Origin of the sequence: Pseudomonas sp. AP42 (assembly GCF_001728935.1) — a bacterium.
In the GTDB taxonomy this organism is placed as follows: domain Bacteria; phylum Pseudomonadota; class Gammaproteobacteria; order Pseudomonadales; family Pseudomonadaceae; genus Aquipseudomonas; species Aquipseudomonas lactis.
In genome coordinates, this window is sequence record NZ_LYSO01000022.1 from 19,556 (window position 1) to 39,144 (window position 19,589).

Below are 19,589 nucleotides of genomic sequence, written 5' to 3' on the forward strand. Positions count from 1 at the left end.
TTTGCAACTGCAATCAGGGTCAGTTTCATACGACTTTTTCTTGAGGATTGATGGGCTCAACTGAGAGGTGCCGGCGACGCATCAGTCGATAGGCTGCCGGAATGACAAACAGCGACAGCAAGGGCGCGGTAATCATGCCTCCAACCATGGGTGCCGCAATTCGGCTCATCACCTCGCTGCCGGTCCCGCTGCCCAGCAAAATGGGTAACAAGCCAGCAATGATGACAGCCACAGTCATGGCTTTGGGCCGAACGCGCTGGACAGCGCCTTCACGAATCGCGGCCATCAGCCCGTGCTCGGTCCTATCGCCGAGGTCTTCACGCTCAGCCCAGGCGTTCTTCAGATAAAGCAGCATAATTACGCCAAATTCGGCAGAAACACCGGCCAAAGCGATAAAGCCGACACCAGTGGCGACCGACAGGTTGAATCCCAATAGATAGAGAAACCATACCCCACCAGTCAGTGCGAATGGCAGAGTGGCCATGATCAGCAAGGCCTCATCGAAGCGAGCAAAGGTTAAATAAAGCAGCACGAAGATGATCAACAGCGTGGCAGGCACCACCAGCTTGAGTCGTGCGTTGGCCCTTTCGAGAAATTCGAACTGTCCTGCGTAGCTCAGGCTCATACCAGGCTGCAACTTAACCTGCTCGCTGACGACCCGTCGTAGATCGGCGACTACCGAAGCAATATCCCGTCCCCGCACGTCGATATACACCCAGCCTGAAGGTCGGGCGTTCTCACTCTTAAGCATCGGCGGACCATCGCTGACCTTGATCTTCGCAACGGTGCCAAGAGTGATCTGGCTGCCTAGAGGGGTATAGATAGGTAACTGCTCCAGAGCGCCGAGTGAATCCCGCCACTCACGAGGGTAACGTACGTTAATTGGGAAACGAGCCAACCCTTCAATCGTCTCCCCGACGTTTTCACCGCCGATTGCGCCGGCCACGATCGATTGCACATCGGCAATATTTAACCCATAGCGGGCCGCAGCTTTACGATCGATATCCACATCAATATAGCGGCCACCGGTCAGTCGTTCGGCCAACGCTGAACTCACACCTGAGACATCCTTGGCAACACGTTCGATGGCTTGGGTGACGGCATCGATCTCCGTCAGGTTGGTACCGGCAACCTTCACACCAATAGGGCTTTTTATGCCAGTGGCCAGCATGTCGATGCGGTTACGAATCGGCGGTATCCAGATGTTGGTCAATCCTGGGACACGCACCGCTTGGTCTAGCTCCTCAACGAGCTTTTCCTGGGTCATGCCTGGGCGCCACTGTTCGTGTGGTTTGAATTGGATGGTGGTTTCGAACATTTCCAAAGGTGCTGGGTCAGTCGCGGTTTCAGCGCGGCCGGCTTTGCCGAAAACGTGTTCGACCTCTGGAACTGTCTTTATCAGACGGTCAGTCTGTTGAAGCAGTTGCGCGGCCTTCTGCGCCGATAATCCAGGCAGAGCTGATGGCATATAGAGCAGGTCCCCTTCGTCCAGCGGGGGAAGAAACTCACCACCCAGACGAGAGATCGGCCACAACGCGCTGACAAAGACTAGCAACGCAACCAGCAGCGTTATTTTAGGTCGATGTAATACGGCGTCCAGAGCGGGTTCGTAGATCCGGATCAACCAGCGATTTAGCGGATTCTGCTGCTCATTGGGAATTCGTCCACGAATCCAATACCCCATCAACACCGGTACGAGAGTTACCGACAGTCCAGCCGCTGCGGCCATAGCGTAGGTTTTGGTGAACGCCAATGGACCGAATAGACGTCCTTCCTGAGCCTCCAGCGTGAACACCGGAATGAACGACAGGGTGATGATCAGCAGACAGAAGAACAATGCAGGTCCTACCTCGGCAGCCGCTTCAGTCATCACGTGCCAATGACGTTCACCTTTCAGTTCCTCCCCAGGATTGGCCACGTGCCAAGCCTCGACCTTCTTGTGGGCATTTTCAATCATCACCACGGCAGCGTCGACCATAGCGCCGATGGCGATGGCAATCCCGCCAAGGGACATGATGTTGGCGTTGATACCCTGATAGCGCATCACGATGAAGGCGATCAGCACCCCAACCGGCAGGGAAATGATTGCCACCAGAGATGAACGCAGGTGCCAGAGAAAGATTCCGCAGACCAACGCGACGACGATGAACTCTTCGATCAGCTTGTGGCTGAGGTTTTCCACGGCACGATCAATCAACTTGCTGCGGTCGTAGGTGGTGACGATTTCAACCCCCGCCGGCAGACTGCTTTTCAGCTCGTCGAGTTTGGTTTTGACCGCCGCAATGGTTTCACGAGCATTCTTCCCGCTGCGCAGAATCACCACGCCGCCGACGGTCTCACCTTCACCGTCGAGTTCGGTAATGCCTCGACGCATCTCAGGCCCTAACTGAATCGTGGCAACATCGCCCAACGTGACCGGCACACTGCCCGCGCCCAGTTTGAGCGGGATGGCGCGAAAGTCATTGAGCGTCTTTAGGTAGCCGGAAGCTCGTACGATGAACTCTGTCTCCGCCATTTCCAGCACGGCTCCACCGGTTTCCTGATTGGCTTTGCCGATCGCCTCGGTCACCTCAGACTGCGTGATACCCAAGTTCGCCAACTTTAGCGGATCGAGCTGGACCTGATACTGTTTGACCATGCCACCTACGGTGGCAACTTCCGCAACGTTCGGCAGCGTCTTGAGCTCGAATTTGAGAAACCAGTCCTGTAGGGCTCGCAGTTGCGCCAGATCGTGCCCACCGCTGCGATCAACCAACGCGTACTGGAAAATCCAGCCAACGCCAGTGGCATCAGGTCCTAAGGCTGGCTTAGCACTGGCTGGTAGGCGGCTTTGTATCTGGCTCAGGTATTCCAACACCCGCGAGCGGGCCCAGTACAAGTCAGTTCCGTCTTCGAACAGCACATAAACGAAGCTGTCGCCAAAGAAGGAGTAACCGCGCACAGTCTTGGCCCCAGGTACCGAGAGCATGGTGGTTGCCAGTGGATAGGTCACCTGGTTTTCGACGATCTGTGGGGCTTGGCCTGGGTAAGGTGTACGGATAATTACCTGAACATCCGACAGGTCTGGCAATGCATCGATGGGCGTACTTTGAACCGCCCAGATCCCCCATGCCGTGACGAACAGCGTCGCCAGCAACACAAGAAAGCGGTTGGCCACCGACCAGCGAATAAGGGCCGCAATCATGGCTGGCCCCCAGAGCGTTCCAGACGTTCAACACGCAGACCATCGTCCGTCTGGCTAACAGCGATCCGAACCTTGTCGCCCGTTTTTAGGCCCTTCATCAGAGCAGGAGTGGCGAGAGGGAAAGTCATCGTCATGCCTGGCATACCCAATGTCTTGAAGGGACCGTGGGCGAGCGTGACTTCTTTGTCGTTGATCTCAACGATCTGACCATCGGCCTCATGCAAAGCGCCAACGGGCATAGTAGATGGCGAAACGTCCAATGAGCTTGCGACAACGCCCTTGAGACTGGCCTCCGAGTCGAGCAGGAACTGGCCAGAGGTCACCACTTTCTGCCCCTCTTCCAAGCCTTTCAATATCGCCGTCTTGCCATCGTTATCCTGGCCTAGCTGCACCTCCACCGGGCGATATCGACCAGCGTCTTCAGAGAGCATGACCAACGCACGTCGACCGGTACGAATGACGGCCTCGCTCGGCACCCACAGAACACTTTGCTCCGTTGAACGATTGAGGCTTACCTGTGCGGTCAAACCTGGTCTGAGTCGGCCATCTGGATTGGGTAACTCAACTCGAACGCGAAGTGTGCGACTGTCCGAACTGGTTTCCGGAAGAATCGCACTGACGACGCCCTTGAGCACAACTCCAGGGAATGCGGATAAACGCGCTTCAGCTGCTTGCCCTACTACGATTGACCCAGCTTCCGCCTCTGGTACAGCCACGGCCAGCCAGACACTGCTCAAACCATTAACACGAGCCAACGTCTCGCCTGCGGCCACCGTCATACCTTCACGCACACTCAGCTCTTGAAGCACACCACCAATAGGGCTGGTCAGCGTCAGGTTCGATTGAACTTTGCCAGTGCGCTCAACTTGAGCAATTAACGTAAGTGGCATTCCGGTTAGCCGCAGTCGCTGCCGGGCCGCTGTCAGCAAGCCAGCATCGCCACTACGCTTGAGGGCGAGAAATTCCTCCTGAGCAGCTGCCCACTCCGGCACCAAGATATCTGCCAAGGCGGCATTCGCTTTCAGCACATCACCAGGTGCGTGGGCATACACACGCTCGACAAAACCCGCTGTACGGGCCTGAATGACTGCAACGTCCCGTTCGTTGAAGGCCAGCACACCTACCACGTTCAGTGTCGAGGCAAATACGCCTCGACTGACACTAGCCAGTCGCACACCAAGGTTCTGAGTCAGGCTTGGATCAATTCGAATGGCAGCGCTGTCCCCCTTGGTATCTGCGTATTGAGGGATCATCTGCATGTCCATGAAGGGTGACTTACCCGGTTTATCGAATTTCTGTTGTGGGTACATGGGATCATACCAATACAGAACTTTTCGATCGGCAGAGGCTTTGGGTTCATGATCCGGTACGACACCAGCTACTCCGCTCATTCGCGGTTGGGCTAACCAGTAACCCCCGGCAACACCCAAGGCAATCGAGATGCCGATGATTAAAGTCCCTTTCCATAATTTAAAAATCATTGAGCGGACTCCCCGTAAGAGAAATACAGGCGAGCGCTGGTCAGGGCACGTTGCTCTTCAACGTCAACCTGCTTGAGACGGGCTTCGATGAGTTCGCGTCGGGCGGCAACAACCGAGTTCAAATCACCCTTGCCGGAGCGGTAGCTGGCCATCGTGAGTTCGACCTTTTCTTTAGCCAACGGCAACAAGCTTTCCTGATTACGGCTGACTGCACGATTGAGGCGCTCGTAGTCAGCCAACTCATCCTCCAGTTGCTGGGTATGCTCGCGTGACAGGGCTTCGCGCTCAGCCTCAAGCTGGTTTAGTTCGGCGTGCTTGGCCGCAATCTTGGGGTTTTGCCGAGAGTTAGGGAACAGCGGGAGATCCCATGAAAACTGCACGCTGACCATGTCACCGAATTGTTGGCCTCGGTGCTGATAATCGAATTCCCAGCTCCAGTCAGACTGCTTTTCCGCCTCAGCTTCACGGATCTTGGCTTGTGCTTCACGGGTCATCGGCACAAAAGCCGCTAATTCGGGGTGATGTTGCAGCTTATGGGAGTAACCTGAGGTCTCAATAGGCCAATCAGGCAAACCGCCTACCGGTTTGTCATCGGCGGCAGGGCCAATCCAGCGCTTGAGGGCGGCCCGGGCCTGTGCACGTTGACGAACTAAATCATCCTGCTGCTCAGCCAGTTGAGCAGCTTCCTGTTTAGGTGTCACCGCATCGGCGGGTTGGGCTCGGCCACCCGCAATCTGAGCTCTGACGGTATCGGTCAGAAGACGGTTTTCTTTGTAGAAGTCCTGGAACAACGCATCTTTACGCTCAACCGAGTAGCTTCTGATCCAGGCTAATGCCGTGGACTGTCGGACGTTCAGACGCGCCACTCGACGCTCGGCTGACGCTCGATCAACAGCCGCATCCGCGACCTCGATACGTGCTTTGCGCTTGTCGCTGTTGGGCATCTCCTGCCTAATCCCGACCACTTGCATGGTCATGAAGTCCTGGTCGATGCTCCATCTGTCGGGTCCACCAATGGGGTAGTTCTGCACGCCCAGCAGTAGCTTGGGATCGGGTAGTTCGCCGGCGGGAATGGCCGCGCTAGTGGCTGCTTGAATTTTGGCGTCTTGTGCGGTCAACGATGGTGCATTGTTTTCGGCCAGACGCAGCGCTTCATCGAATGTCAATGCGCTAGCGAAGCTCGGCAATGCAAGTACGCTTGCCGCCAGGCCGGCCAGGAAGGACCAACCTGTGCAACAGCACTTGGAGTTCATGTTCACGATTCCTGTGATGATCCACCGCGCGCTTCATAAGACATGCGCGCAGATATGCCATCCCGCTAACGCGGAATGAGGCTCAGTGTGGTACAGGAATCAAGTACGTGGGGGTCGCCATACCCCTGAAGAGGTTTGTACGAGCGGGAAATGGCTGGAGAATGATAGAATGAGAGGACTGGACAGGGTGATAGGAGGCTTGATGATCGATACTTGCAACATGCCGCCAGTTTTGCATTCCTGACCGGGCTTACAAGGTTTGCCATGCTCGGTGGGACTTTTCATGTCGTGGCAGCAGTCTTGCCCCATACCATCCATCATCGCCATGCCCATGGTTTTCATCGGGCATGGTTCAATCGATGTCTGAACACCCGCCATCCCGCTGAGGGGAAGCGCCAAGCTAATCAGGAAAATTAGGCAAAACCGCAGGTAGCGTTTCATGAGCTGGAGTGTAGACGGTGCAAATGGCCCTTACAATTCACCCTTGAGACTCCTTAGTCGGCCATCACCAACCGCTATGCCGCGCTCATTTCCATGACCGGGCTTAAAGTACCTAACCATGCGACTAGACAAATAATGATGACTGCCATTGAAAATTCGAGCTTCATGCTACGGCGCAAGGCATTGACCGCGACAGCATAGTCTCCATTTCGAACAGAACGTTCCAAGAGCGGGCTTAGGTGAAAACGGTTGAGCGTCGCTAATACGATCATCCCGGCAAAGAGCAGGACCTTCAAAAATAGCAACTCGCCATAAGTGCTGAGCATCACCTCATCGAGATTTGGCCCAACGATAAATAGGTAGTTCGCCACTCCCGTAATGCTGATGATCACTACAATCACCGCGCCGGCCGATTCAAACCCTGTCAGTACCCGAGCAAGAATTCGTGCTTCTCGCTCACCTTTCAGTGATTTCAAACGCAGCAGCAGGGCAAATGCCGCTAGCGCACCCAACCAACCGCCTGCGGCCAAAAGATGGAAGATATCGCTAATAAAGTGCCAGTAGCGACGGCTCCCCTCGTCCATTGCTCCGTGCCCTGTCCATGCCAGCGTCGCTAGCGCAATCGCGCCACAGACAGTGACAATCCAAAGACTCAGTGTTGGAAAGCGCTTGTTCAGGGAAACGCCAATAATGGCCGTCACCAACGCCCCTATTCGGACCATCCAGGTCAAACCGACGTCAGTCCCCATGAGAACCATTTGAAAGATATGGTGATGTAGCTCCATGAAACCCGACACGCCACTCATTGCTTTCGCAAGTAACAACATGGCGGCAAGGGACAGAGCTACACCTACAGCAGAAGTACTGTAAAGAAGCGACTCAAAATTCAAAACTGTTCCCGATATTCTTTCTTTTCCCCTGAGGCTATAAAGACCAAAAATTGCCAGTCCAAATAACAGCATCAGGTCGAAATAAAGAGCAAAGCGAACAACGATATTTAATGAGTCGCTCATGAATCATTTCACTTTGAAAGAAAAGTTGCCGGTAATCGGGTGAGTGTCCGAGGAAACGGCACGCCATTCGACTTTGTAAGTACCCGTGGTCAATGGCGATGCGGGTGTAATAACCATCGTCTTCGGATCACCGCCACCTGCCACGTTAGCTTTTACGCCCATAGGTGAATTCGGCATACCAGGCATATCGGTCATAATCAGCTTTGCACCAGAGAACTGAGTCGTTAGATTCTCAGAAAAGTGCAGTTCGATTTTAGACGGAGCCGCCGCATCCGATCCTTCAGCGGGAGTAGAAGAAACCAGCTTTGGATGCGCCTGAGCAACTGCACTCAGAAGCAAACCCGCAGTCAGCGCAACAGCTACGGTGGTAGTTTTAAGGAATGACATGCAAGACTCCTGACAGCAAAAGCTGTTGGTTCTAGGTTTTTAGGGAATATCTAGTTTTTTACTTTTTGACGCTCGTTAAAACCACTGACGAATACCTAGCAAATTCCGTGTTCTAGGGCCGGCTGGACAGGGAGGAATCACAAGATTTCCAACGTCACAGTGCGAGTACACGATGCCACATGAACGCAAACTGTTCGATTACATTTCAGTCAGCTTGGGGCGGGTTTTTGGCACTGATCTGCCCGGATACGGCGCCAAATACGCGACTTTCTTTGGAACGCTCCAAGAGTTTTCTCTCATCCAAAAACGATCCTATTGAGCTAACCACATGTTGCCTGCATACATATGAACAAGGTGTCTTAGACCTTTCTTGCATCAGCACATGGGAGTTCAATATGAAAGGCTGTTATTCCGTTTAACGACGTACACCATATTTTTCCGTCATGCGCTTCAATGATAGATCGAGTAATCGATAAACCTAGCCCTGCATTACTTGGACTTCCTTCTCTGCGAGCTGGGTCCACGCGATAAAATCGATCAAACAGCTTTTCAAGATGCTCGGACGCAATGGGCTCTCCCGGGTTCTCCACAGAGACTGATATTGAAGTTCCTTTCTGCCGAATATCGACAGTAATACACTTTCCTTCGGGGGTGTACCGGAGCGCATTTGAGAGCAGATTAGAGATGGCCCTGTCGAGCATGAGTACGTCACCTCGGACGCTACCCCTGCCTGTGACCTTCAGGTCGATCCCTCGCTCATCAGCCAGCAAACGGTAGTACTCGAGTAATTTCTCTACTACTGCTACCAGGTCAATCGGTTTGTTTTCATGTGTAATTAGACCGTTATCTGATTTCGCTAGAAAAAGCATGTCATCAATCATACGTCCCATACGTTTCAAGTCATCAAGATTTGAGTACAGATTGTCCTCGTAGTCCTCAATATTTCTTTTTCTAGATAAAATCACTTCAGTGTGAGTCATCAAATTGCTAACGGGTGTCCGTAATTCGTGAGCAATGTCCGCAGAGAAGTTCGATAAACGAACAAACGCATCGTCCAGTCTAGATAACATTGCGTTGAACGAGAGCACCATCTGCTGGAGCTCTTGGGGAACGGGACCTAATGGAATACGCTCTTTGAGCGATTTAGCTGACATCGAAGCTGCTACCTGAGTGACTAGGCGAATAGGTCGTAGTCCACTACGCGCTACCATCCAGCCCAGTGCAGCACTGACCAGCGCGCTTATCACCAGTCCTATCCAAAACCATCGTTCAAGCGTCTCGAAGAAGGCCATATGTTGAGTAACATCAAAGATCAACATCACTGTCAATGGCTTGTCCTGCCCCGTCACTATGGCTTGCGCCGTCACGCCTCGAAATATCTGCTCCTGGTCTCGCCACTCCCAGACATTGCTGTTTGTGACCGTTCGGAAGTCTTCAGGAACTACGATCGGACCTGGGTCAGCAAACAGGAGCTTACCGTCACCATCGATGATAAGAGCTGTCAAATCACGATGAGCACCAAGCAGTGCCTCCAGCTCAGGCTTAACATCACTGAATTGATCAATGCTGTTCAACCCAGTCAAAATTCTTTGCGTCGAGTGAAGCTTTTCGTTCAGCGCCTGCTGATCCAGCATCTTGAAATGATGCCGGCTGAGGTTGTTAAAACTGAGTCCAGCGACGGTGAGCACAGCCGTTACAGCTAGCATGAACATCAGGCTCATGCGCGTAGTCAGGGACATTCGCTTCATTCCGACCCCGTCCCCGAATCCGGCGCATCCAGCATGTACCCCATGCCTCGAGAGGTGTGGATAAGCTTGACCTCAAAATCATCATCAATCTTTGCTCTGAGCCTCCTGACAGCAACCTCGATGACGTTAGTATCGCTGTCAAAGTTCATGTCCCAGACCTGGGAAGCAATAAGCGACTTGGGCAGAACCTCACCTCGACGACGGAGCAGCAATTCGAGCAACGCAAACTCTTTGGCCGTTAGATCTATACGTTTGCCTGCGCGGATAACCCTGCGTTTGAGGAGGTCCACCTCCAAATCAGCCAATTTCATATGGGTTTGGGAGGGGGCAGTGGTACCTCTACGCAGCAGCGTTCTGACGCGAGCCAGCAATTCAGAAAATGCGAAGGGTTTGATCAGGTAATCGTCAGCCCCCAGCTCAAGTCCTTTTACCCGATCCTCAACTCGGTCTCGCGCCGTGAGGAAAAGCACAGGGACATTTTTTCCGGATGCTCTCACTTTCTGAAGTACTTCCCAGCCATCCAGCCCAGGCATCATCACATCGAGAATCAGCAGGTCATACGCCTCGCTCAAGGCGTGCTGAAGCGCGTCTTTGCCATTGGTAAAACGATCAACATTGAACCCCGCCTCGGTGAGTCCTTGCTGCAAATAAATACCTATTTTGGGTTCGTCTTCCGCAACCAGAAGTCTCATGGGGATGGCTCTCGAATAATTGTGAGGCTGAGTCTGCAATGAAATGCCTCTGCCAACCAGCAACTGACAGAAAAGTAATATTGGCTTCAGGTAGATGTCAGCGAGTGCTGTCTAGGGTTCGAGCATGAGTACTTTCTGGTGCTCGACCGACTCTTAACCATGAAAGCTAGAGGAGCCGGAAAACAAATCAAAAAGGAGCTTCCTCATGAACCGTTTAAAAGTCCTATTCTTTGCTAGTTCGATACTCATCTCAGCATCTGCGTTGGCTGAAGGTGGTGCAGATCGGATTATGGAGCGCATGGAAAGCCTGCGCGATAAAGCCGAAGCGACCTTGGTACAAGCTGAAAAAGCTCCTGAAGGGCAGCGCCATGTTCACATGGCCGAGCATATGAAAATACTGGGCGAGATCATGGGCCAGCTTCATCTAGATCATCCAAAAGCATCAATGTCACCTCAGGAACATCTCGCCTGGATGGAAAAACACGACGCCATGGTTGATGACGTTTTGAACCAAATGCAGCGCGAGCACAAACTGATGCTTTCTGAGAACCATCAGTAACCGAATAACTCCTACGGGGCTCTCTGAACCGCCCACTAGACACGGCGTCATCTGGGCGCCGTGTTTTCTCAGGAAAACTGACAGAAATGTAGTGTTCAAGTCAGTTAACGCTCAGCTCTATCCCTTTAGCATAGCTAGTATTTTCCACTGGCTCTCGAGGTCACCATGAAAACTAAGCTCATTACTCCAGTTATTGCGGCAATCACCCTACTCCTCGGCGCTACGGCGATGGCCAGCGTAGGTCATGGGAAAGAGGATATCGGTCAGCCTGGAGTCGCCTCAGAGGTCACTCGCACGGTTGATGTAGAGATGGGTGATATTTTCTTCAAAACTAAAAGCATCGACGTAAAGCCCGGTGAAACGGTTCGCTTTGTACTTCACAACAAAGGGGCGTTGCTGCACGAGTTCAATATCGGCCAAGCCGCTGCTCACGCGGCGCACCAAAAAGAAATGGCGAGCATGTTCCAGAATGGAACGCTTACACCCACCGGAACTGGAAAAATGTGGGGCAACATGGGCCATAGCATGGGAGGCATGAAGATGGTTGGAATGGAACACAACGACCCGAATAGCGTGCTGATCGAGCCAGGGGCAACCAAGGAGTTGATCTGGACCTTCAACAACACAACTGGACTTCAATTTGCCTGCAACGTGCCAGGTCATTACCAGTCGGGGATGGTCGGTCAATTTGACTTGAAGTAAGCCTGAACCGACCGCTAAAACCGCGTCGACGCAAGAGTTCGCTATGCTCTGAGGCAGAGATCAGAGCAACACGCTCACACACGGGGTCTAGATCATGGATAAGCATCAGCATCCGGCTGGAAGCACCTCCCCACCATTTTGGAGGCGCAAAACAGGCGTTGTACTGATCATGCTCATTGCGATCGGTGCCTTTTACGGGGTGCGGGAACATTTCACCCACGTTTATCCGTATTTGCCCTACCTCATCCTGTTGATCTGTCCATTGATGCATTTTTTTGGACATGGACATGGCGGACATGACCATGGCGATCAGGCAGGAACCAACAAGGAAGAGAAATAGCTATGCCCACTCCACCGAGCCACCACGATCACGGTCCCGCCCACGCTGCCTCACCCAATGACGGTGGTCTACGCGACCCGGTGTGCGGTATGGCGGTTATACCTCCAAGTAAATTTGGCGAGTCTTACCAAGGACAGACGTATCAATTTTGTAGCCAGAAATGCCAAGAGAAATTTCGGGCAGATCCAGAACGCTACATTGGTAATCATCCCAGCGCTGAACCCAGCAGCGCCGCTATAGAGCCCACGCTACAGGTAGCCACTGAGTTTACCTGTCCTATGCACCCGGAAATAAGACAGCCAGGGCCCGGCAATTGCCCTAAATGTGGCATGACATTAGAGCCCGTCATGCCCGCGCTTGATGACGATGACAAACCCGAGCTCCTGGATTTCACCCGCCGCTTTTGGTGGTCGCTGCCTTTAACCGTAATGGTGGCCCTTCTAGCCATGGCGGGTCACTCATTACAAATCTTCCATGGTTCGGTTCAAAACTGGATCGAGTTCGCTCTTGCCACTCCGGTCACCTTATGGGCAGGTTGGCCCTTTTTTGTAAGAGGCATAGCATCCGTTAGAAATCGCAGTCCAAACATGTGGACTCTGATTGGTTTAGGTACTGCCGCAGCCTATCTTTACAGCGTCGCGGCAACCCTATTTCCCCAAAGTTTTCCCACCACCTTCATGCAAGATGGACGCATCGGCGTCTACTTCGAAGCCGCTGCGGTCATCATCTCGCTCACCTTGCTTGGGCAGATTCTTGAGCTCAAAGCACGGTCACAAACCTCCGCCGCCATTAAGTCCCTTCTTGGCCTATCTCCCAAGACTGCACGCAGGATCAACGCCGATGGTCAGGAGGAAGACATTCCTCTTACCCATGTTCACTTGGGAGACCATTTGCGGGTCAGACCTGGTGAAAAAGTGCCAGTTGATGGCTCTGTACTCGAGGGAGAAAGTGCGGTGGATGAATCCATGCTCACTGGTGAACCTGTGCCGGTCATGAAAAGAGCAGGGGATAGTCTGATCGGTGCCACGCTTAATACTCATGGAAGCTTGGTGATGGAGGCGCGAAAGGTCGGCGCTGACACCATGCTGTCGCAGATAGTACAAATGGTCGCACTAGCCCAACGCTCCAAAGCGCCCATGCAACGAATGGCCGACTCGATCGCCGGCTACTTTGTGATGGCGGTTATCGCGATTGCGTTGCTGACCCTCATAGGTTGGGGACTGTTCGGCCCGGAACCCAGCTGGGTCTTCGGCCTGATCAACGCTGTCGCCGTGCTTATCATCGCTTGTCCCTGTGCTCTGGGTCTGGCAACGCCCATGTCGATCATGGTTTCGACGGGTAAAGCCGCCAGTATGGGTGTGCTGTTCAGAGATGCCAGTGCCATCGAAAACCTTTGCAAGATCGACACACTGATTGTCGATAAAACGGGAACCCTGACAGAGGGACGGCCGGTATTTCACAGTGTGGAGGCCACACCAGATTTCAACCCACGCGATGTGCTTCAACTGGCCGCTAGCCTTGATCAAGGCAGCGAACATCCTTTGGCACACGCCATCGTCGATCACGCCCGAACTGAAAATATTGCGCTCACCAAGCCTGAATCGTTTGAGTCCGGCTCAGGGATTGGGGTGAGTGGTCTCGTTGATGGCAAGAAAGTACAGCTGGGCAACACTGCACTGATGGAAGCTGCCGGCGTGAGCACAAAGGTCTTACAAGAACGTGCAGAGTTGTTGCGCCTTGAAGGCATCAGCATCATCTATCTAGCAGTTGACGGGGTCTTGGCAGGATTACTAGCGGTCTCAGACCCGATAAAACCGACCTCTAAAGAAGCAGTCACCAAGCTTAAGGCTGATAACGTAAAAATCATCATGGCCACGGGAGACGGGCTCACCACCGCACGTGCTGTCGCCAAGGAGATGGGTATTGAAGAGGTTCATGGTGAAGTGAAACCTCAGGACAAGGAGCGCCTGGTGGCGGACCTCCAGCAATCCGGTCGAAAGGTTGCCATGGCCGGCGACGGTATCAACGACGCACCGGCCTTGGCGCGAGCAGATGTGGGCATTGCCATGGGTACAGGGACTGACGTCGCGATGAATAGCGCGCAGCTCACGCTGGTAAAAGGCGACCTGATGGGGATTTTACGGGCACGGGCACTTTCGGTTGCAACGGTAAAAAACATGCGGCAAAACTTGGGGTTCGCCTTCCTTTACAACTCAATGGGTATTCCCCTCGCCGCAGGCCTGCTCTATCCACTGACGGGGCACCTTCTGTCTCCAATGATTGCTGCGTTAGCCATGAGCGTCAGTTCTGCGTCTGTAGTTTTCAATGCTTTGAGGCTGAGGAATACCCGAATTGAATGAGCGTAACCGATGCTCACAGCCCGCTATACATAACTCTTGACCTTACCGTGGTGTCAACGTTGATCTTGTTGTTGCGGTGAAAATAGACTGCTCAGCACAAGAGGAATAACCATGTTCGTCTTAAACGTATCAGGCATTGGTTGCGGTAGCTGCGTCAGCAAAATCACCAAAGCAATTCAGTCACTGGACAGCGAGGCTATGATTTCCGTGGATCGCGCAGCAGGTAAGGTAAGCGTTGAAAGCAGTGAAAACCCAGAGCAAGTCCGTAAAACTGTCGAAGCACTCGGTTTCCCTTCCCAAATCAGCGCCTGAGGCGCTGATTCCCTCGCTGGGTAAAGTTTATTATTCACCTCGCAGAGCTTTAAGTAGCCCCTTAAATGCTCCATTTAATCTAGTAAAGGCGGTTTCGAAATGAATTTCATTTTCCGTATACTTTGCGACCTCGACCTGTTGATCCACAGTATTTTGATCAATGGAAGGTTGGTTCGGCGTACTGTAAAGCAAAGCACCGCCGTGAATATCACTTACTAATTCGTTTACGGCAATATGTTTTGGGTTTGTTGTTTTTAAAGAGAACGGAGTAGCCAAACCTCCTTTTGTTTGGCTAGCCAGTACAGCAGAAAAGTCCAAGTCCCTGGCCTTAAAGTTAGGAGTGTCGGCATTAGCGATATTATTGCTAAGTACCTCAGCTCGTTGGCTGCGAAAACGTAATGCTCTTTCTGCGGAGCCAAGCGCTTTGTCAAAATTAATACTCACCGGTGGCCACCTTTAGTTACGCTGCCATTTAATTCCCACCTATCGAACACTCAAGTGCTTAACGTAGTGCGTCCGAGCCGATGTATGATTTCAGCGAAAAACTCAAAAAACGCCACGCCATCGTGCAGTGACCGGAAACTTACAACGCCGCACAGGTAAATTTTAGATGGTGGATGGAGGTTATGTGTCGTTGGATAGCTTAGACCTTACGGACTAATCACTCTGCATCTCAAGAGAAATATCGCAACCTGACACAACTGTAATATTGGCCTAAGCTTCCTGACAGGGGATGAGTCTTATAGTCCTATTGAGCCTCAAGCTCACCCCCTAGAGTCAACGACTGATGTGGATTCAGGGGTCACCAATAATCATCCGAGGCCCCCCAAATGAACCCTATCAAAACCTTGTTCGTCATCGCGGCTCTGACCGTCTCTTCTTTGGCTATGGCTGAAGGGGGTGGTGACCGGACTTTCGCACGCATGGAAGTGGCCAGGAATAATTCGATGGAATCGTACCGAGTAGCTCAAACGCAAAATGCCCAACATCCCGTCGCTGAAAGCAAAGCCAAGGCGATGGATCACAAGAATTGCTAAATAGCTAGCCCTCCAAGCTGACAGAAATGTAATCACTGCGGTGGTTTAAATGTGGCAATTTCTGAGCTCGCTTGCCGTAAGAGTTTGTCTTTTGTGACGGTGGGCAAAGCTGATCCGGGCAACTCATGATCGGTTGTTTCGCACGGCTTCCCTTTTGACTGATTGGAAATAAACGGCATGCATTCCAAAACCTCTAGACGGACATTCGTAAAAGGCTTGGCCGCTGGTGGCATTCTCGGCGGCTTTGGCCTTTGGCGCACTCCAGTATGGGCGGTGACAAGTCCAGGTCTGCCGAGCGTACTCACCGGCAATGAATTTGATCTGTTTATTGGTGAAACACCTGTAAACATTACCGGCTCGCCGCGAACAGCCATGACCATCAATGGATCATTGCCAGGACCTTTGCTGCGTTGGCGCGAAGGAGAGACAGTCACCCTGCGTGTAAAAAACCGCCTGGACCAAGACACCTCAATCCATTGGCACGGGATCATTCTGCCGGCCAATATGGACGGTGTACCTGGCTTGAGTTTCCATGGCATCGCACCCGACGGCATGTACGAGTACAAGTTCAAGGTTCATCAGAATGGTACGTACTGGTACCACAGCCACTCGGGCTTACAGGAGCAGGCAGGGGTTTACGGGCCAATCGTTATCGACTCGAAAGAGCCTGAACCTTTTCAATACAACCGCGACTATGTGGTGATGTTGACTGATTGGACCGATGAAGATCCTAGTCGCGTCATGGCCAAGCTTAAGAAACAGTCGGGCTACTACAACCACCATAAACGCACCGTTGGTGATTTTATCGACGATGTCAGTAAGCAAGGTTGGTCAGCTACAGTAGCTGACAGGAAGATGTGGGCTGAAATGAACATGAGCCCAACCGACCTTGGAGACGTCAGCGCAGATACTTACACCTATCTCATGAATGGCCAGGCGCCAAACGGTAACTGGACCGGTATTTTCAAGCCGGGTGAGAAGCTACGACTACGCTTTATCAACGGCTCGGCGATGAGCTATTTCGACGTCCGCATTCCTGGTTTGAAAATGACCGTTGTGGCCGCCGACGGCCAACACGTCAACCCAGTGAGTGTTGACGAATTCCGCATCGCCGTAGCTGAAACGTATGACGTGATCGTAGAGCCTGCCAGTGAAGAGGCTTACACCATCTTCGCCCAGTCTATGGATCGGACGGGTTATGCACGCGGAACCCTCGCTCTTCGTGAAGGGCTAGTTGCTCAGGTACCTGCTATAGATCCACGTCCAATCGTCACTATGGATGACATGGGGATGGGCGGTATGGCTGGTATGGACCATGGCAGCATGGCTGGTATGGGCGGCGCAGAGAAGACACCAGGTGACATGTCCGGCATGGCGGGCATGGCGGGCATGGACCACAGCAAGATGACCGGTATGGACCAAAGTGACATGACCGGGATGACCGGCATGGACAGCGGTGACATGACTAACATGGCGGGCATGGATCACAGCAAGATGGCTGGGATGGGCAATGGTGATATGTCAGGGATGGCTGGCATGGGTGGTATGGGTGGAGAAATGCAGACACACCCTGCCTCTGAAACCAACAATCCCCTGGTTGATATGCAAGCCATGAATCCAACGCCAAAGCTAAGTGATCCGGGCATAGGCTTGCGGAACAATGGTCGTCGAGTGCTCACTTACTCCGACTTGAAAAGCACTTTCCAAGACCCTGACGGCCGCGAGCCAAATCGTACCATCGAGCTTCATTTGACCGGTCACATGGAGAAGTTTTCGTGGTCGTTCAACGGCATCAAATTCTCTGACGCCGAACCGCTGCGCCTGAAGTATGGCGAGCGTCTGCGCATCACCTTGGTGAACGACACCATGATGACACACCCCATCCACCTTCACGGCATGTGGAGTGACCTTGAGGACGAGAACGGCAAGTTCATGGTGCGCAAGCACACGATCGATATGCCACCAGGTACCAAACGCAGCTATCGAGTCACCGCTGATGCCTTAGGCCGTTGGGCATATCACTGTCACCTGCTTTTCCATATGGAAATGGGCATGTTCCGTGAAGTACGGGTTGATGAGTAAAGGAGACGATCTGTGAGCACATACCGAAATCGTAATTCCCTCGTGGGTTGCCTCTTTGCCGCTGTCCTGCTGGGTGGACTCTCGTCCACGGTGCTGGCAGAGGAAAATGGCAGCGACCATTCAACCACTGTTCCTGTTACAGCAACGGACAAGCCAGCAACGGCAAACGATTCGAAGCTAGATCACGGGGCGATGGACCATAGCCAGATGAGCCATGAGTCGATGGATCATGACCAAAAAACCAAAAAGGCAGATTGAGATCATGACCAGTAAGTTTTTACGCCCAACGCTGATGGCACTTGCAGTCTCTACCGGTCCAGCATTCTTTTTCATGGCTCAAGCCGCTGAAGAGATGGATCCGTCGATGGCGATGCCATCAAGTGCGGACGCAAAGTCTTCAACTGCACAAAAATCCAAACCCGCCAAACCGAAAGATGCCGCGATGGATCACTCCAAGATGGACCACGGCTCAATGGGAGCCATGGACCATAGCAAGATGGGGGCTATGGATCACAGCGATAACGGGCAAATGGACGGTATGGAAAGCATGGATGGAGGGGCGACTACCACAAGCCGAACCCCAATCCCCGTACTTACCGACGCTGACCGGGCCGCCGCTTTTCCAGACTTACCAGGCCATGGTGTGCACGATAAAAAAATTAACTCGTTCATCCTCCTGGATAAATTTGAGTACCAAGACGCTGACAACGGTAGTGCGCTGGCTTGGGATGCAAAAGGGTGGATCGGCGGTGACGTCGATCGCCTATGGTTGCGTTCGGAAGGCGAACGTACCAATGGCGTAACCGAGAACGCTGAACTTCAGGCTCTGTGGGGACACGCCATCGGTCCTTGGTGGGATGTCGTCACCGGCATTCGACAAGACTTCAAACCTGGGTCACCTCAAACATGGGGAGCGCTCGGTATTCAGGGCATGGCCCTCTATAACTTTGAAGCTGAAGCGACTGCTTATATTGGTGAGAACGGTCAAACCGCAGCTCGGTTTGAAGGCGATTACGACATCCTGTTGACCAATCGCCTGATCTTGCAGCCGACCGCCGAAGTAAACTTGTACGGGAAAAATGATCCTCAGCGCGGCATAGGATCTGGATTGGCCAACACCGAACTAGGCCTGCGGTTGCGCTACGAAATTACTCGTCAATTCGCACCCTACATTGGTGTTAGCTGGAATCGCTCATATGGTAAGACGGCTGACCTAGCCAGCGATGAAGGGGAAAAGACAAACGAGGCCCGGTTTGTAGCTGGTATTCGGATGTGGTTCTGAGCGATTTGAGCACTAGCCCTACGAATTCAAATGATCGGGGAGTTGGCTCCCCGACTCTAAAGTAGATCCTTCAATGTAACCTTTGCAGCGGCATGAACGCTTGAGTGGGGTTCTATTGCTTCGTAGAACATCTCGCCGTCTCCAAGGGAAAAGGAAATATTCATGACAGGTAGCTTCCGACTTTCAAGTCGATTTCTGCGTATTGCAACATTCGCTGCGCTGTTCATCGGCTCAACGGCTCAAGCGGCGCAGGCCCTGACCATCGATGTGCATCGAGATGCAAACTGCGGATGCTGCAAAAAATGGATTCAGCATCTTGAGGCCAATGGCTTCACCGTCATTGATCATGTAGAAACCAACATGAGTGCTGTCAAACAAGATCTAGGTGTCGCTCCACGACTCTCGTCTTGTCACACTGCGATGATCAACGGGAAGTTTGTTGAAGGTCATGTGCCAGTTGAGCAAATAATTGCGATGAGTAAGCGTGACGACCTTCTCGGGATCGCTGCTCCTGGAATGCCAGCAGGTTCTCCAGGAATGGAAGTCGACGGAGTACATGAGACCTACCAAATAATCGGCCTGACCAAAGCCGGCGTAGATCAGGTCATTGCTGAATACCCCGCAAACTAATCCCACCTCATCCATTCGGCCACAGCATGGTCCCAGCTCATGGCCATGCAGCGGGACATGCTATGTTGATTTCATTCTCAAGCAAT

At 52.7% G+C, this 19,589-nt stretch carries 19 protein-coding genes; 10 read left to right on the forward strand and 9 right to left on the reverse strand.

Annotation, left to right across the window (positions count from 1 at the left end; translation table 11 throughout):
- Positions 1 to 25 precede the first annotated feature (25 nt).
- From A7K61_RS11105 to A7K61_RS11135, 8 genes are all read right to left on the reverse strand, one after another.
- Positions 26 to 3,184 (reverse strand): efflux RND transporter permease subunit, encoded by a 3,159-nt coding sequence (locus A7K61_RS11105; RefSeq protein WP_008437418.1) that lies wholly within the window; start codon positions 3,182 to 3,184, stop codon positions 26 to 28.
- Positions 3,181 to 4,665, reverse strand: coding sequence for an efflux RND transporter periplasmic adaptor subunit (locus A7K61_RS11110; protein WP_008437420.1), 1,485 nt, complete (start codon positions 4,663 to 4,665; stop codon positions 3,181 to 3,183). The genes A7K61_RS11105 and A7K61_RS11110 overlap by 4 nt, the downstream gene beginning before the upstream one ends.
- Positions 4,662 to 5,918 (reverse strand): TolC family protein, encoded by a 1,257-nt coding sequence (locus A7K61_RS11115; RefSeq protein WP_008437421.1) that lies wholly within the window; start codon positions 5,916 to 5,918, stop codon positions 4,662 to 4,664. The genes A7K61_RS11110 and A7K61_RS11115 overlap by 4 nt, the downstream gene beginning before the upstream one ends.
- A gap of 99 nt (positions 5,919 to 6,017) precedes the next feature.
- On the reverse strand, positions 6,018 to 6,359 hold the full coding sequence (locus A7K61_RS33665) for a hypothetical protein (protein WP_073844967.1): 342 nt from the start codon (positions 6,357 to 6,359) through the stop codon (positions 6,018 to 6,020).
- A 74-nt stretch (positions 6,360 to 6,433) separates the two neighbouring features.
- Positions 6,434 to 7,372 (reverse strand): copper homeostasis membrane protein CopD, encoded by a 939-nt coding sequence (copD, locus tag A7K61_RS11120; RefSeq protein WP_008437423.1) that lies wholly within the window; start codon positions 7,370 to 7,372, stop codon positions 6,434 to 6,436.
- Positions 7,373 to 7,375: 3 nt separating this feature from the next.
- Positions 7,376 to 7,759, reverse strand: coding sequence for a copper homeostasis periplasmic binding protein CopC (gene copC, locus A7K61_RS11125; RefSeq protein WP_008437424.1), 384 nt, complete (start codon positions 7,757 to 7,759; stop codon positions 7,376 to 7,378).
- A 359-nt stretch (positions 7,760 to 8,118) separates the two neighbouring features.
- Positions 8,119 to 9,507, reverse strand: a complete 1,389-nt coding sequence (gene copS / locus A7K61_RS11130) for a copper resistance membrane spanning protein CopS (protein ID WP_008437425.1) — start codon at positions 9,505 to 9,507, stop codon at positions 8,119 to 8,121.
- Positions 9,504 to 10,199, reverse strand: coding sequence for a heavy metal response regulator transcription factor (locus tag A7K61_RS11135; protein ID WP_008437429.1), 696 nt, complete (start codon positions 10,197 to 10,199; stop codon positions 9,504 to 9,506). Before A7K61_RS11135 ends, copS begins: the two co-directional genes overlap by 4 nt.
- 205 nt (positions 10,200 to 10,404) lie before the next feature.
- On the opposite strand from A7K61_RS11135, the gene A7K61_RS11140 reads away from it, so the two are divergent.
- The 5 genes from A7K61_RS11140 (at position 10,405) to A7K61_RS11155 (ending at position 14,472) form a co-directional block, all read left to right on the forward strand.
- Complete coding sequence (locus A7K61_RS11140; RefSeq protein WP_008437430.1) at positions 10,405 to 10,758, forward strand: co-regulatory protein PtrA N-terminal domain-containing protein; 354 nt, start codon at positions 10,405 to 10,407, stop codon at positions 10,756 to 10,758.
- Between the two features lie 165 nt (positions 10,759 to 10,923).
- Positions 10,924 to 11,460: a plastocyanin/azurin family copper-binding protein gene (locus A7K61_RS11145; protein ID WP_008437431.1), complete on the forward strand. Its 537-nt coding sequence runs from the start codon at positions 10,924 to 10,926 to the stop codon at positions 11,458 to 11,460.
- Between the two features lie 94 nt (positions 11,461 to 11,554).
- On the forward strand, positions 11,555 to 11,800 hold the full coding sequence (locus A7K61_RS31240) for a DUF2933 domain-containing protein (protein ID WP_032899631.1): 246 nt from the start codon (positions 11,555 to 11,557) through the stop codon (positions 11,798 to 11,800).
- Between the two features lie 2 nt (positions 11,801 to 11,802).
- The gene (locus tag A7K61_RS11150) at positions 11,803 to 14,160 is read left to right on the forward strand and encodes a heavy metal translocating P-type ATPase (protein ID WP_024073349.1); all 2,358 of its coding nucleotides are present in this window, start codon (positions 11,803 to 11,805) and stop codon (positions 14,158 to 14,160) included.
- 111 nt (positions 14,161 to 14,271) lie between these two features.
- A complete protein-coding gene (locus tag A7K61_RS11155) occupies positions 14,272 to 14,472 on the forward strand; it encodes a heavy-metal-associated domain-containing protein (protein ID WP_008437435.1) in 201 nt (66 codons plus the stop codon).
- A 30-nt stretch (positions 14,473 to 14,502) separates the two neighbouring features.
- Here A7K61_RS11155 and flgB read toward each other — a convergent pair whose 3' ends face one another.
- Positions 14,503 to 14,916 (reverse strand): flagellar basal body rod protein FlgB, encoded by a 414-nt coding sequence (gene flgB / locus A7K61_RS31245; RefSeq protein ID WP_008437437.1) that lies wholly within the window; start codon positions 14,914 to 14,916, stop codon positions 14,503 to 14,505.
- 386 nt (positions 14,917 to 15,302) lie between these two features.
- Between flgB and A7K61_RS11160 the strand changes: the two genes are divergently transcribed.
- From A7K61_RS11160 to A7K61_RS11175, 5 genes are all read left to right on the forward strand, one after another.
- The gene (locus tag A7K61_RS11160) at positions 15,303 to 15,509 is read left to right on the forward strand and encodes a co-regulatory protein PtrA N-terminal domain-containing protein (RefSeq protein ID WP_019821302.1); all 207 of its coding nucleotides are present in this window, start codon (positions 15,303 to 15,305) and stop codon (positions 15,507 to 15,509) included.
- Positions 15,510 to 15,686: 177 nt separating this feature from the next.
- Positions 15,687 to 17,591: a copper resistance system multicopper oxidase gene (locus tag A7K61_RS11165; RefSeq protein WP_008437439.1), complete on the forward strand. Its 1,905-nt coding sequence runs from the start codon at positions 15,687 to 15,689 to the stop codon at positions 17,589 to 17,591.
- A gap of 12 nt (positions 17,592 to 17,603) precedes the next feature.
- Positions 17,604 to 17,849 (forward strand): hypothetical protein, encoded by a 246-nt coding sequence (locus A7K61_RS32380; protein ID WP_024073347.1) that lies wholly within the window; start codon positions 17,604 to 17,606, stop codon positions 17,847 to 17,849.
- The gene (locus tag A7K61_RS11170) at positions 17,821 to 18,873 is read left to right on the forward strand and encodes a copper resistance protein B (protein WP_008437443.1); all 1,053 of its coding nucleotides are present in this window, start codon (positions 17,821 to 17,823) and stop codon (positions 18,871 to 18,873) included. The genes A7K61_RS32380 and A7K61_RS11170 overlap by 29 nt, the downstream gene beginning before the upstream one ends.
- A gap of 162 nt (positions 18,874 to 19,035) precedes the next feature.
- Entirely contained in the window at positions 19,036 to 19,503 is a 468-nt protein-coding gene (locus A7K61_RS11175) for a DUF411 domain-containing protein (protein WP_008437448.1), read from the forward strand.
- Positions 19,504 to 19,589: the final 86 nt, after the last annotated feature.